Raw genomic sequence first — 14,861 nt, forward strand, 5'->3', positions numbered from 1 at the left:
ACAGCAAATGTGCCGATCAGGCGCGCTTCTCTTCGAGCCAGGCCCCCTGACTCTGCATCTCGAACAGCTGGGCATAGTGACCGCCGAGGGCCATCAGCTCGCTGTGGCTACCCCGCTCGCTCACCTGACCGCGGGAGAGCAGCAGGATCTCGTCCGCATCGACGATGGTCGAGAGGCGGTGGGCGATGGCGATGGTGGTGCGGCCACGACGGGCGGCAGAGATCGCCTGCGACAACGCCAGCTCGGTCTGGGAGTCCACGCTCGCCGTCGCTTCATCCAGAATGAGGATGCGCGGATCCCCCACCAGCGCACGGGCAAAGGAGAGCAGTTGCCGCTGACCGGCAGAGAGGTTCTTGCCCCCCTCCTCCATCAGGGTATTGATCCCCTGTGGCAGGCTGCGCACAAACTCGGCCAGCTGCACCTCGCTCAGCGCCTGCCAGAGCCGCTCCTCATCTATTCCGGCGCGGCCGAGACGCAGGTTCTCCGCCAACGTGCCGACGAAGATAAAGGGATCTTGCTGCACCAGCCCGATGCTGCGGCGCACCGCCGCTAATGACAAGGTATCCAATCCGTGATCATCGAAGCGGATCTGCCCCTGATCCAGCGGATAGAAGCCCATCAGCAAGCTGATGATGGTGGACTTGCCGCTGCCGGTATGGCCCACCAGCGCCAGCATCTGGCCCGGTTTTGCGGCAAAGCTCACCTCTCGCAGCACCTGCTGCTCACCATCGTAGGAAAAGCTCACCCGCTCGAAACTGACCCGCCCTTCCAGCGGGATCATCTCGCCATCGGTGCTCTCGCGGGTTTCATCGAGCAGGGCAAAGACCCGCTCCCCCGCCACCATCGCCTGCTGCAACTGGTTAAGCTGGTTGGTCATCTCGATGAGCGGCTCTATCATCCGCCCCAGATAGCTGATAAAGGCGTAGAGCACCCCCACCTGAATGGCAGCGGCGTGGCTCACCCCCTCGTGGGCGAACAGCGCCAACAGACCGATCAGCACCATCATGTAGAAGAGATCGATGAGCGGGCGCAGCAAAATGCCGTTGATCTTGAGGCTCTTGATCCGTGCTGACCAGTGCTGCTGATTCACCTCGGCAAAGGCATTGGCGAAATGGCGCTCCTGCACCATCGCCTGAATGACCGGCATCCCCTGCAGCGACTCGTTGAGGCGGCTGTTGATGTCGGAGAGCAGGCTGCGGGTCGCTCGCACCACCGGCACACTCAGTTTCTGGTAGAGCCACATCACCCCGCCCACCGCGGGCAACAGCAGGGAGCAAACCAGCATCAGCCGCAGATCCAGCAGCGCCATCGAGATAAGAATGCCGCATAACAACACCATTTTTTGCACCAACATCCCGATCACCTGCACATAGAGGTTCATGATCGCCTCGGTGTCGTTGGTGATGCGGGAAATCAGCGAGCCGGAGCGATGCTGGTCAAAGTAGCGGGCCGGCAAACGGATGGCGGTAGCAAATACCTGCTCGCGCAGGGTTTGCACCACCGCCTGAGCAATGCGATTGAAGCGCAGGGATTGCAAATAAAAACCCGCCGCCGACAGCACTTGCAAACCCAGATAGCCCGCCGCAATCAGGGCTATGGTGGGCAGCACGATATTGCGAGGCGCCAGATAGTCATCGATAAAGAGCTTGATCAGCAGCGGCCCGGCCACTTCGGCGCCGGTGGCCAGCAGCAGGCAAATCCCCGCCTGAATAAGCCAGCGCGGATAGCGGGCGCAGTAGGCGAGCAGTCGTTTAATGGTCGGATTCACAGGCACTCCTCCACCGCTTCTTCGAGACGCTGGTAACGCACCATATCTGCGTACCAGCCATTGTGCGCCATCAGGGCACCGTGATGACCCCGCTCGCTGACAGCCCCCTGCTCCAGCACCAGGATCTCGTCGGCCTGCTCCACCGCCGTCATGCGATGACTGACCAGGATCAGGGTGCGACGATGGGCCTTAAGTGCGTGCAGAATTTGCTGCTCGGTGTGGGCATCCACCGCCGAGAGCGCATCATCGAGCACCAGAATGGGCGCCTCCAGCAGCAGAGCGCGGGCAATGGCCAGCCGCTGTTTCTGGCCGCCGGAGAGGGTCACCCCCTTCTCCCCCACCTCGGTCTCATAGCCCTTGGGGAAACGCACGATATCATCGTGGACACAGGCAATGCGCGCCACCCGTTCGACCTCCTCGCGGCTCGCATCGGGTTTGCCCAGGGCAATATTGGCGGCGATGGTGGTGGAAAACAGGAATGGCTCCTGCGGCACATAGGCAAACTGGCTGCGCAGTGTGGCGAGCGGCAGCTGGTCAATCGGAACGCCACCCATGACAATCGAACCGTGAGTCGGATTGGCAAGGCGCATCAACAGCTTGAGAAGGGAGCTCTTGCCTGCCCCGGTGCGCCCCACCACCCCGAGCATCCCCCCTTGCTTGAGGGTCACGTCGATATCCGCAAGCAGGGTGCGCTGCTCGAGTTGATAGCTCACCCCTTTGATCTGCAAAGGAAAGGCAGAGGTAAACGCGGCCGGCTGGGCGGGCTCTTCGATATCGCTGCGCTCCCCCAGCAGGCTTTCGATACGGGAGTAGGCGGCGCTGCCCCGCTCGATGATGTTGAACAGCCAGGCGATGGCAAACATCGGCCAGATCAGCTGGCCGAGGTACATGGTGAAGCTGGTAAGCTCACCCAGAGTCAACTCATCGCGCAGCACCAGCACACTGCCCCCCGCCACCGCGAGGAAGTAGGAGCAACCGATACAGAGGTAGATGACCGGATCGAACTTGGCATCGATGCGGGCCACCGCCATATTGCGCTCCCCCGCCTGCCGAGTCAGCTCGGCAAAGCCCTCATCTTCCAGCGATTCAACCGCATAGGATTTCAACACCCGCACGCCGGAAAGGGCCTCCTGGGTCTTGTTGTTGAGCCTGGAGAAGGCCCCTTGCGCCGCCTTGAACTGGGTGTAGATCTGGGTGCCGAAGCGGTTCATGAAATAGGCCATCACCGGCAGCGGCAGCAAGGAGACCAGCGTCAACTGCCAGGAGTACTGGCTGCACATGATGGAGAGCACCAATACCCCGACCATGATGGAGTCCACCAGGGTTAGCACCCCTTCGCCAGCGGTCATCTCCACAGCCTGAATGTCATTGGTGGCATGGGCCATCAAATCGCCAGTACGGTGGCGCTGATAAAAATCGGGGCTCATCCGGGTGAAATGACTGAACAGGCGATTGCGCAACACATAGGCCAGACGGTAAGAGGCACCAAACAGCATCACCCGCCAGACGTAGCGCAGCAGATAAATCAGCACACCCAGACCAAACAGCCCCGCCAGATAGCGCATCAGGGTACCATTGTCGAGACCGCCCTTGGTGATGCCATCAACCACCCAGCCCACCACTTTGGGTGGAATAACGGTCAACAGGGCCACCATCAGCAGCAGGGAGATGGCAGCCAGATAACGGGGCCACTGCTCCTTGAAAAACCAGCTCAATCGTAGAAATACGCTCACACCACCAACCTTTAGCGCTCTCTGCCCGTGACCGCTCCAAGGAGCGGCCATCAGAGAAGCCACGCAGAAATAGAACAATGAAAACAATCGCCTCCGGCTGGAGGCGATTTGAACGAAAGCTCATCATATCCCGAACCGGGATGGTTGAGAATAATTACTATTTAATTCACTGTGACATGCGATCATCCCCTGATGAATAGGGATTATACGAATTTTCATGCTGCTCACCGGTCAACAGGAAGTGTGACACCTCTTCCCGGGTCTGGCTGAAGACCTGTTGCAACTGTTCGAGATCCGTCTCGCTCAGCACCTCGTTTTGCCGCAGGCGCCACTCCAGCTCGCCAGCCACCAATTGCAGACGGGCCGCCGAGATATTGGCCGACACCCCCTTGAGGGTGTGCAGCAACTTGCTGGCCACCTCGGGCTGCTGACGGCGCAGGGCGGAGCGGATCTCCCACAGATCGTCCTTGTGCTCCGACATAAACAGCTTGAACAGGATCTGCAATGCCTCCTTGTCCTGCTCCAGCCGCTTGAGGGCATCCTGCAGATCGAGGATCCCCATCATATCCGGCGGTTTCACCTCCATGATCCCCGCCTGCTCCACCCCTTGCGGCTTCACCCACTGCAGCAGGTTGTTGTAAAGATCCAGCTTGCTCACCGGCTTGGTGACATAACCATTCATCCCCACCCCCAGACAACGCTCCTTGTCACCGGGCATGGCACTGGCGGTGAGGGCAATGATGGGCACATCGTGTTTGTCGACCATCTTGCGGATCTGGCGGGTAGCATCGAGTCCGTCCAGCACCGGCATCTGCAAATCCATCAGGATCACGTCAAAAGGCTGCTCGGCGACCCGCTCCACCGCCTCCCGACCATTGCTGACCACACACACTACCGCATCGACGCGCCGCAGATATTCGATGATGAGCTGCTGATTGACCCGGTTGTCTTCCGCCAACAGCACTCGGGAACCCTGCAACAGGGATTTGAAATGTTGCTGATCCCCCTGTGCCTCGGCCTTGCGCAGGTTGAGCTCGTAGGAGCTGCCGTTGAGCAGTTCGTCCACCTTGGCCAGCAGGGCATTTTCGGTCATCGGTTTGGGCAGAAAATGGGTCAGCCCCATGCTGTCCATCCTGGCGTGCAGCCCCTCTCTGGCCCAGGCACTGATCATCAGGATGGGGATCCGCCGCCACTGGCTGTGCTGATACATCTCCAGCGCCAGATCGAGCCCATCCTCCTGACCCATGCGCCAGTCGAGGATCGCCAACCGCAGATTCGGTCCCTCTTCACGGAGCAGCTGACGGGCACGGGAAAGGGAGTTAACCGGCAGCACCCGCACTCCCGCGCGAGTCAGAATGTCCCGGGCCAGATCCAGCACCAGTTCGTTGTCATCCATCACCATCACCAGCGGCTGGTTTTCGAAGAAGACTTTCCGTCCAGCCACGCCGTAGACCGCCTGCGCCATCGGAATATCGAACTTGAACAGAGAGCCGACGCCAGGCTTGCTCTCTACGGTGATCCGCCCCCCCATCAGCTCCACCAGCCGCTGGGAGATGTTGAGCCCAAGACCCGAGCCGCCATATTTTCGGGTATTGCCCGCCTCCAGCTGGGTAAACGCCTGAAACAGTTGGGTCTGCTTCTCTTCGGCAATGCCGATGCCGGTATCGCGCACACTGAAGCGGATCCGCATTGGGTGAGGATTGGCCAGCTCGATGCAGACTTCGACTTCACCCCGTTCGGTAAACTTGATGGCGTTGTTCACCAGATTGACCAGCACTTGTCCCAATCGCAAGGGATCCCCACGCAAGAAGACCGGCACTTCCGGTGATTTGCGAATAACCACTTCCACATGCTTGCGCTCCGCCAGATCGGCAAACATGCCCGCCAGCGAATCGAGCTGCTCGCTGAGATCGAAGTCGATCTCCTCCAGTGTCAGCTTGCCAGACTCCACCTTGGTCAAATCAAGGATGTCGTTGATCAGCAGCAGCAGGGTATCGGATGAGGATTTGATCTTGCCCAGATAGTCCCGCTGTTGCTGATCCAGTTCAGTCTGCAGTGCCAGCGAGCTAAAACCTATGATGGCATTCATGGGGGTGCGGATCTCGTGGCTCATGTTGGCCAGAAAATCGCTTTTCGCCTGGGCCAGCAAGCCGGTCTGGCGCGACAACTCGCTCAGCTTCTGGTTGCGGCGCCACAGGGTGAAGGCCACCAGCGCAAAGCAGATCAAAGCCCCGCACAGCACCATCAGATAGAAGCGGTTCATCAAAGAGGAGGCGCGCTCCAGCTTGTCGAGTTTCCAGCGCACCAGACTCTCGATCACATGCATGTCGATGAGCTGGTAACGCAAGGTGTGATAAGCAATCACCTGCTGGCTCATCTCCTTGCTCAGGCGGATCAGGGTGGCGATCTCCGGCAAGTTGCCATAACGGGATTGCAACTGCTGTTGCAGCTGGTCAAGCGTAGTCTGTTCACGTTTGTCCCAACTGCGCTGCAGATAGTTGCTCAGTTGCGCCAACTCCTCCAGGTCGCGATGGAGAGCACTGTCTGACGGGCTTATCCCCCGCACCTTTTTAATCTGGGCCTGCAGGGGCGCATTGAGGTACTCGATAGCCATCTCAATGGCATGAAGCCTGGCCAGCGCCATCAGATAGTTGTCCATGTCATCAAGCAGAGCCTGGGAAAGGTCGTCTTGCACCAGCTCGGGATCGCTTCTGACTTCCCGTACAAAACCGTCAAGGGTGATGGATAACTGGTTCAGGCGCTGCTGGACATTGCTGTCATTGGCCTGCTCCCGCCCAAGCAGATAGAGGGTATCGGCGTTGATCCTGTTCAGCACCACCTCGGCCGCTTCGTTCAGGTTGTGGGCCTGCTGCTGCTGACTGAGCGACTGCCAGCAGTAGCCCGAAAAGGCAAGCAGCAGGGCAACAATCAGCCCTGGCACAGCACGGTTTTTCCGTGATCCTTTATTCATCCCGTCTCGACTCTCATCTGGTGGTCGCTGAATTATCCGGTCAGGCAATGAACCCAGGGGGAATTATCCACTCCCGCTGGGCACTGTGTTACCGTTATTGCTCTGATATTTCGCTATTGTTTCGCGATTGCTTCATTCTGGCTTTTCATCATATCCCCGGCCAGAGCTGATTTAGAAGGAACCAATTATGTCATTTATCACTACTTATTGTAGCCACTGCTTTACCAGGAACCGCCTGCCCGTTACCCATATCGATACATCTGCCAAATGCGGGCGCTGCAAAGCCCTCCTGTTCAGCCAGACCCCTTGCCTCGGGAATGCGGATAACTTCGATACCCTGATCAACTCAGACATCCCGGTCGTGGTCGATTTCTGGGCCAGCTGGTGCGGCCCCTGCCAGCAGTTTGCTCCGGTATTTCATGAGGTTGCCCATGAACTCGAACCACGGATGCGCTTTGTCAAAGTCGATACCGAGCAGCAGAGCACCATTGCCGCCCGTTACGCCATTCGCAGCATCCCCACCCTGATGGTCTTCAAACAGGGTAAACTGGTGAACCAGATAAATGGATCCTTGCCCAAGAGCATGTTCAAGCAATGGCTGGAACAGTTCATGGATGTTTGATTTATATTTCGCACATGTTTTATTTATGTGTTCATTTCCTCATTTTTATCAATGAGTATGTGAGTAGAGGCTGATTTTCAACATGTGAGTCTGTTTCAAACAAGTGAATGGATGTAATCTCGGCAACACAAAAACAACCATAAATTAACCGAGAGAACATTATGCACACATCAGCTGTACCCTCTGCTCCATCTCGCTGGCTGGACATCAAATCAGGGATCGTCATCCTGGATGTTTTGCTACTTTGTGCCATGCTCGCCTGGCTCCCGTTTGACCCCATGGTCAACAAGGGGCTGGGCATTCTGGTCTTTATCGCCATCCTCTGGCTGACCGAAGCACTGCACGTCACCATCACCGCGCTGCTGGTACCCCTGCTGGCTACCGTGCTCGGGGTGTTTGACATGAGCAAATCCCTCACCGATTTTGCCAACCCGATCCTGTTCCTCTTTTTTGGCGGTTTCGCCCTCGCGGCAGCCCTCTCCAAACAGGGACTGGATACCCTGATGGCAGGCAAGGTGATGCACCTGGCCAATGGTCATCTGGGTTGGGGCGTCATCCTGCTCTTTACCATCACAGCCGCCATGTCGATGTGGATCAGCAACACCGCTACCACCGCCATGATGCTGCCACTGGCGATCGGTATGCTGGCACGCCTCGATAGCAAAAAAGAGCGCGCCACCTTCGTCTTCGTATTGCTGGGGATCGCCTACAGCGCCAGTATCGGCGGCATCGGCACCCTGGTGGGTAGCCCACCCAACGCCATCGCAGCCGCCCAGATGGGGATTGGCTTCACTGACTGGATGAAATTCGGTGTTCCAGTTGTGCTGATCCTGATGCCCTGCGGCATTGCCCTGCTCTATCTGGTGACCCGCCCGCGTCTCAGCCACCGCGTCGAGATCCAGGATGTCACCATCAACTGGACCCGCGAGCGTAAAGTGACGCTGGCAATCTTCCTGACCACCGTTGTGCTCTGGATCGGATCACAACCCATCTCCAACGCCTTTGGCGGTATTCCGCAACTCGACACCCTGATTGCCATGGGCGCCATCGTGGCCATCGTGGTCAGCCGTGTCGCCAGCTGGGATGACGTCAACCAGAACACCGACTGGGGCGTGCTGATGCTGTTTGGCGGCGGTCTGACCCTGAGCGCCATTCTCAAGGCCACTGGTACCAGCGCATTCTTGGCCAGCCATCTGTCGGCCGTACTCTCCAACGCCAACATTTTTGTCGTGTTGCTTATGCTGGCCGCCTTCGTGGTGTTCCTGACCGAGCTGGTCTCCAACACCGCCACCGCCGCACTGTTGGTTCCCCTGTTTGCCGGTGTCGCCGAGGCGCTGGGTGTATCACCTGTGGTGATGTCGGTGTTGATCGCTATCGGTGCCTCCTGTGCCTTTATGCTGCCAGTCGCCACGCCGCCCAATGCCATCGTCTTTGCCAGTGGCCACATCCGCCAAAGGGAGATGATGAAAGCCGGTATGGCTCTGAACGTTGTCTTTACCGTGTTGCTCGCCCTGCTGGCCTACTTTGTTGGCGATATCCTTTGATCCAGCTTCCCCCAATAAACAAAAACCCCCGCATTGCGGGGGTTTTCTCATTTATGAATCCGATTAGCTGATGTTGCAGGCCTTCAGATCCCAGATCCGATCCACATAGTCCTGAATGGAGCGGTCGGAGTTGAACTTGCCCATGGTGGCCGAGTTGATGATGGCCTTCTTCGCCCACAGTGCCGGATCCCGATACCAGGTATCGATCAGCTTGTGTGCATCCGAGTAGGACTGGAAGTCCGCCAGGGTCAGGTAAGGGTCTCCCCCTTCCAGCAAGGAGCGCTTGATGGAAGCCAGCTCACCCGGACGACCAGGCGTGAAGTAGTCGGTATCAAACCAGTCCAGCACGGCTTTGAGCTCGGAGTTGGCATAGTAGAAGTCGTACGGGTTGTAACCGCGCGCCTTCAGCGACTTCACTTCGTCCACGTTCAGACCGAAGATGGCACAGTTTTCGGCACCCGCCTCTTCAGCGATCTCGATGTTGGCTCCATCCAGCGTCCCGATGGTGATTGCACCGTTGAGTGCCATCTTCATGTTGCCGGTACCGGATGCTTCATAACCTGCAGTAGAGATCTGCTCGGAGACATCTGCCGCCGGAATCAGCTTCTCGGCCAGACTCACGCGGTAGTTCGGCATGAACACCACTTTCAGCTTGCCCTGGATACGAGCATCGTTATTGACCCGATCCGCCAGCTTGTTGATGGCATAGATGATGTCTTTGGCCAGCTTGTAACCGGGCGCAGCTTTGGAGCCGAAGATAAACACGCGTGGGTGCATGTCATAGTCCGGGTTGGCCAGCAGGCGACGATAGAGCGCCATGATGTGAATGAGGTTCAGCTGCTGGCGCTTGTACTCGTGCAGACGCTTGATCTGAACGTCAAAGATCGCCTCGGCACTGACATCGATACCTGTTTCGTCCTTGATGACCTTGACCAGCTTCTCTTTGTTGTGACGCTTGATGGTCATGAACTGCTGCTGGAACGCCTTGTCGTCGGCAAACTTCACCACGCCACGCAGTTTGTCCAGTTGCAGCGGCCACTCCTTGCCTACTACTTCGTTGTAGAGACCAGCCAGTTCCGGGTTGCACGCCAGCAGCCAGCGACGCGGTGTCACCCCGTTGGTCACGTTGCACATTTTTTCCGGCCACAGCTCGGCATACTCGGGGAAGAGATCTTCCTTCACCAGCTTGGAGTGGATCTCGGCCACACCATTCACTTTGGACGAACCGATCACGCACAGGTTGCCCATGCGAACCTTGCGTACATCACCCTCTTCGATGATGGAGAGCTTGGCCTTGATGGCATCGTTGCCCGGCCACTTGGGCTCCACCAACTCGTTCAGGAAGCGGGCGTTGATCTCGTAAATCACCTCCAGATGGCGAGGCAGTACTTTCTCGAACAGGCTGACCGACCACTTCTCCAGCGCTTCCGGCAGCAGAGTGTGGTTGGTATAAGAGAAAACCTGATAGCAGATAGCCCAAGCGGCATCCCAGTTCAGATCTTCCTCGTCAACCAGCACCCGCATCAGTTCCGGGATGGCGACAGTCGGGTGAGTATCGTTGAGCTGAATGGCAATTTGCGCGGCAAAGTTGCTGAAGTCACTGCCATGGACCCGCTTGTAGCGGCGCATGATGTCCTTGATGGAGCAAGCACAGAAGAAGTACTGCTGGATCAGACGCAGCTCTTTACCTGCATCGGTCTCATCGTTCGGATACAGCACCTTGGAGATGGTCTCGGCCTGGGCTTTCTCAGCCTGGGAGTCGATGTAACCACCGGCGTTGAACACGTCCCAGTCGAAAAACTCGGAGGCGCGGGATTCCCACAGACGCAGGATGTTGACGGTATGACCGCCAAAACCGACCACCGGAATATCCCAAGGCACCCCTTTAATCTTGCGACCGGCGTGCCACACCTTCTTCAGGCCGCCATTGTCACCAAACACGGTCTCGACGTAGCCATAGAGCGGCACTTCTTGCACCGACTCGGGACGGCAGATCTCCCAGGGGTTGCCATATTCACGCCAGGAGTCCGGACGCTCGATCTGGCGGCCATCCTGGATTTCCTGACGGAACAGACCGTGTTCGTAGTGGATACCGTAACCAACCGCCGGATAGTTCAGAGTGGCCAGCGAGTCGATAAAGCAGGCAGCCAAACGACCCAGGCCGCCGTTGCCAAGTGCCATGTCCGGCTCTTGTTCGCACAGGTCGGTCAGTTCCAGACCGAGTTCGCCCAGCGCCTCTTCGCAAGTCTTGTAGAGGGAGAGGTTGTGCAGGTTGTTGGAAGTCAATCGTCCCATCAGGAATTCAGCAGAGAGATAGTGAATCGCACGAGTATCTTTCTTGAAATGAGTCTGCTGAGTGCGGGTCAGGCGCTCGTACACCTGTTCATTGACGGCCGCAGCTGTGGCTTTCCACCACGCTTCGGGAGAGGCTTTCTGTTCGCTTGTTCCCAAGGTAGAACGCAGGTGACGCACGATACTCGCCTTGAGCTGATCTTTATCCAGTTGGAGATCCTGGTCTGTCTTCTTCTTGGTAGCCATAAACCATATTCCTTCGTTACAAATAAAATTGTTATCCCGCTTGCGGGACCGGCGCTGTTGTTATCTCAAAATATGTACCGGCGTGAGAATACTAACTAAAGCGGCAGAATTAAAAGTTAACGCAAGTCACACTTTAACCGATAAAAACAGCCTGAAAAGCTTGAAAACCCTTTCCTTTAATTGATCGCACAAAAACAAACATTCCCTTTATTATCATAAGCTTAATGAAACAATAAAAATATTCTGGCATGAATAGGTTTTCAGAGATTGCCAAGCCTTGAAAATCCCTGAAAATAGGCAGCAAGACGGCACATTGAAACCGGTTTCAATGTGCCTGAAAAATTACCGTATAAATATGAAGCAATCATTGCACCCTTAAAGATGTGCCTTGAACTGATTACTCAATGGATCGTAATGGTACCCAATCTGATCCAGACGTCCTGCCAACTGCTCTTCACTCATATCGTAATAGGCCAGCAGCTCCTCCAACCCGTCACACTCAAGCCTTAGCTTCTCATTGATGATGCCCAGCAAGATGTTGGCATCAAGACGTTGCAAGGTACTGATATCCATGGCGGCACCTCCTGTAAATGACCTGTATAACCATGGGCGGTTACGCAAGGTTTGTCCATAGTACGAAAAACACCCAACCAGCTTTATATTAAATAGTGTTTAAAAACATAACCTTACTAACGACACATGCCAACACCATCACATTTTTCAGCAAAAACACCTTGTCACTGCCACAGGATAGAACTACTGTATGCGCATACAGCTTGGATATTCATACAGGAACCCCGTATATGAACCAGCCCCTGCACTCACTGCCCTTTGCGATGAATCGTGTCATGAGCAAGCCCTGGCCAACCAGAACCGCCTGCAAAGCGGAGTTGGCTCATTATGGTGTGACTATTCAGTCTGATGATCAGTTTCTGAGCGAGCTGACAAAGCTTGGGGAGGCTCATACCGGCTGGATCTTGTTGATCGCCCCGCCGGGACGCCCCACAGTCAGCCGTCTGGAAGAGCGAGGTATCGATCCCAAGAGAGTGCTGGTGGTACATAGCCCCAAAATCAAGAACTGGCAGCAAACCCTGGAGCGCAGTCTGGGCAATGGTCACTGCGCCGCCGTATTTACCTGGCTACCCGAGCAGATCGAGCTGGATCACGTCAAGCTGCAGCGACTGGGACAGCAATCTGGCGTACTCACCCGCTTCTTTGGCGCGAAACGGACTAACTGCGTATTCCGGCGAAGTTGAACAGCCATTCCGGCCAACGTGAACACCCTGATCCTTAACGCGCTCACGTCATCCCGTTTCTAACTCGACTGTTCAGATTGGGTCAACTCACTTCTCCTCTTTCTCATCGATTCTCCCTTCAGTGACAGCCGGTGAGCGTTGTGCATCAGCCGGTCCAGGATCGCATCTGCCAGGGTGTTGTCACCCAAGCTCGCGTACCACTCTTCAGTTGGCAGCTGACTGACTACTACCGTCGAGTATTTCCCGTACCGATCATCCATGATCTCCAGCAGGGCGTTGCGCTGCTCGGCATTCACCGCTTCCAGTCCCCAGTCATCGAGGACCAGTAGCTCTATCCTGGCCAGTTGACCCAGCAGTCTGGCGTAACTGCCATCTACCTTGGCCTGGCTCAGCTCAAGTAGCAGACGCGGCAGCCGGTAGTAACGAGTGCTATGCCCTTGCTGACAGGCTTGGTAGCCCAGCGCACAAGCCAGGTAGGTTTTTCCACAGCCACAGGGGCCGGTAATGAGCAGGTTCTGGCCTCGGCGCAGCCACTCTCCTTGGGCCAGGTTTGCAACCTGTGACCGCTCCAGGTTGCGTGCAGACTGGTAGTCCACCTCTTGCACCGTGGCTTGGAGTTTGAGCCGCGCCTGCTTGACTAGCCGAGCTTGTTTACGTTGCTCCCGGCTCAGTTGTTCGTGTTCGACCAGCAGGCTTAGACGCTCGATGAAGGGCAGCCCTTCGTAGGTACTGGCCTGTTCCAGTTGTTGTTGCACTGCATCCGCCATGCCGGTCAGTTTCAGGTTTCTCAGGCGGGTCAGGGTTTGTTGGGTCATGGGGCGTATCCTCTTTAGTGGAAGCTCTGGGGGCCACGGATGTTCTCGTGCTCTTGCGGTAACTCTGGGTAGCTCAGCGGGCTTTCGGGCAGTTGGTCGCGGCCACTGGTCAGCACCGACTTGAGCTGTTTGAGTCGCACCAGTCCTTCCCGATTAGCCAACTGACAGCAGGCCTCGACCCGTGATGGCGGATACTCCCGGCTAAGACTCAGTAGCCCCAGGCAGAGTCGGTATGCCTGCTCGACATGGGCTTTCTCTTCCAGCCGTTCGCTCACCCAGCACAAGGTGCCCGGTCCGATATCAGCAGCCCACTGCTTGAGACGGCCTGGCGTCCAGCGTTGCTGCTTGCTGTGGCGTTCCGGCATGTGCTCCGGGATCGTGCTCATCCCCGGGATGGTTTTACGCGGATGGCTCGCGACCAGCTGTTGCTGGTGATAGACCTGAAGCAAAGTGTCGCCAGCATGGAGCTCCAGTTGCTGGCCCACATACTGGTGTGGCACCGAGTAGTGGTGCTGCTCATAGCTGACGTGATAGTCGATGTTGACCTTGACCGTTTTGATGGCGACATAGCGATAGGGATGCACCGGCAGTGGTCCCAGCGCCGGGCGGTCCAACTGCTCAAACGCCTCGCGCCGGTTACCGGGCAGTTGCTTGAACGGGCGCTCGTTGAGTTCGTCCAGCAAGGCCCGGATGCACTGGTTGAGCTCGGCCAGCGAGAAAAAGGTCTGGTGGCGCAAGCGGGCGAGGATCCAGCGCTCGACGATCTGCACACCCACCTCAGCCTTGGCTTTATCCTTGGGCTTGTAAGGGCGAGCTGGCATCACTGCCACCTGATAGTGCTCGGCCAACTGCTGGTAGCTGGGGTTGAGCTCGGGATCGTATCGGCAAGCCTTGCTGACACCGCTTTTGAGGTTGTCGGGGATCAGCAGTGCAGGTGTACCGCCGAAAAACTCAAAGGCACGGACATGGCTTTGCAACCAGTCCGGCAGTGACTGTGACCAGGTAGCCTCGGCAAAGGTGTAGTTGGACGCACCAAGCACGGCGACAAAGATCTGGGCCTGACGGACCTCCCCCGTGGAGGGCGAGGCGATGGGCACCGTGGGCCCGCAGTAGTCGATAAAGAGCTTTTCCCCCGCCTTGTGGATCTGGCGCATGGAGCGCTTTTGCAACTGACACCAGGATTTGTAACGGTCGCAGAACTGGGAGTAGCTGTAACAGCTGTTGGGATAGCGCTGGGTGTACTCCTCCCAGAGCAGTTGTTTGGAGACCCCCTTACGCTTGAGCTCCTGATGGACAGAGGGCCAATCCGGTACAACATGGCGGGCCGAGATGGTGGTATCGGCCTGCGGATAGAACAGGGCCGCCAGTTGGCCATCATCAAGCTGGCTAGGTAAGGGCCAGGTCAGGCCGAGCGTCTGGGCACTTTTGAGGAGTTTCTGGATGGAGCCAACGCTGACCTTGGTGCAGCAACTTATCTGGCGAACAGAGAGGTCAGCTTCCAGCCGCAGTCGCAGCACTTCACGAATTTTACGCATTGCAATCCTCTTGGCAGACATAGGCTCTTCCCTGGCAAAAGGGAGAGCGTATCAAAGGTTGTTAAATCAATGCGTTAAG

Annotated in this window: 10 protein-coding genes; 3 read left to right on the top strand and 7 right to left on the bottom strand. The window is 57.0% G+C overall.

All coding sequences use genetic code 11. The features are described from left to right. Positions 1-16: 16 nt before the first annotated feature. The 3 genes from ACTG2G_RS01460 to ACTG2G_RS01470 form a co-directional block, all read right to left on the bottom strand. Complete coding sequence (locus ACTG2G_RS01460) at positions 17-1,768, bottom strand: ABC transporter transmembrane domain-containing protein (RefSeq protein WP_439985086.1); 1,752 nt, start codon at positions 1,766-1,768, stop codon at positions 17-19. Beyond that, the gene (locus tag ACTG2G_RS01465) at positions 1,765-3,501 is read right to left on the bottom strand and encodes an ABC transporter transmembrane domain-containing protein (RefSeq protein WP_439985087.1); all 1,737 of its coding nucleotides are present in this window, start codon (positions 3,499-3,501) and stop codon (positions 1,765-1,767) included. The genes ACTG2G_RS01460 and ACTG2G_RS01465 overlap by 4 nt, the downstream gene beginning before the upstream one ends. A 166-nt stretch (positions 3,502-3,667) precedes the next feature. Further along, on the bottom strand, positions 3,668-6,472 hold the full coding sequence (locus tag ACTG2G_RS01470; protein WP_439985088.1) for a response regulator: 2,805 nt from the start codon (positions 6,470-6,472) through the stop codon (positions 3,668-3,670). 187 nt (positions 6,473-6,659) lie between these two features. Here ACTG2G_RS01470 and trxC point away from each other — a divergent pair, with 187 nt between their 5' ends. Together trxC and ACTG2G_RS01480 are read left to right on the top strand one after the other, a co-directional pair. Next, complete coding sequence (gene trxC, locus ACTG2G_RS01475) at positions 6,660-7,094, top strand: thioredoxin TrxC (protein ID WP_064337780.1); 435 nt, start codon at positions 6,660-6,662, stop codon at positions 7,092-7,094. Between the two features lie 161 nt (positions 7,095-7,255). Beyond that, positions 7,256-8,638 (top strand): SLC13 family permease, encoded by a 1,383-nt coding sequence (locus ACTG2G_RS01480; RefSeq protein ID WP_005333606.1) that lies wholly within the window; start codon positions 7,256-7,258, stop codon positions 8,636-8,638. 63 nt (positions 8,639-8,701) lie between these two features. Here ACTG2G_RS01480 and ACTG2G_RS01485 read toward each other — a convergent pair whose 3' ends face one another. Next, positions 8,702-11,176, bottom strand: coding sequence for a glycogen/starch/alpha-glucan phosphorylase (locus tag ACTG2G_RS01485; protein WP_042055774.1), 2,475 nt, complete (start codon positions 11,174-11,176; stop codon positions 8,702-8,704). A 375-nt stretch (positions 11,177-11,551) separates the two neighbouring features. Further along, positions 11,552-11,749, bottom strand: a complete 198-nt coding sequence (locus tag ACTG2G_RS01490; RefSeq protein WP_005333612.1) for a DUF4250 domain-containing protein — start codon at positions 11,747-11,749, stop codon at positions 11,552-11,554. 230 nt (positions 11,750-11,979) lie between these two features. On the opposite strand from ACTG2G_RS01490, the gene ACTG2G_RS01495 reads away from it, so the two are divergent. After that, on the top strand, positions 11,980-12,432 hold the full coding sequence (locus ACTG2G_RS01495) for a cell division inhibitor (protein ID WP_439985089.1): 453 nt from the start codon (positions 11,980-11,982) through the stop codon (positions 12,430-12,432). A gap of 59 nt (positions 12,433-12,491) precedes the next feature. Here ACTG2G_RS01495 and istB read toward each other — a convergent pair whose 3' ends face one another. Beyond that, positions 12,492-13,247, bottom strand: coding sequence for an IS21-like element ISAs29 family helper ATPase IstB (gene istB, locus ACTG2G_RS01500; protein WP_059296348.1), 756 nt, complete (start codon positions 13,245-13,247; stop codon positions 12,492-12,494). A 14-nt stretch (positions 13,248-13,261) separates the two neighbouring features. Beyond that, a complete protein-coding gene (gene istA / locus ACTG2G_RS01505) occupies positions 13,262-14,803 on the bottom strand; it encodes an IS21 family transposase (RefSeq protein ID WP_059296349.1) in 1,542 nt (513 codons plus the stop codon). Positions 14,804-14,861 lie beyond the last annotated feature (58 nt).

Origin of the sequence: Aeromonas sp. 55A, from assembly GCF_051919665.1 — a bacterium.
GTDB lineage: Bacteria > Pseudomonadota > Gammaproteobacteria > Enterobacterales > Aeromonadaceae > Aeromonas > Aeromonas veronii.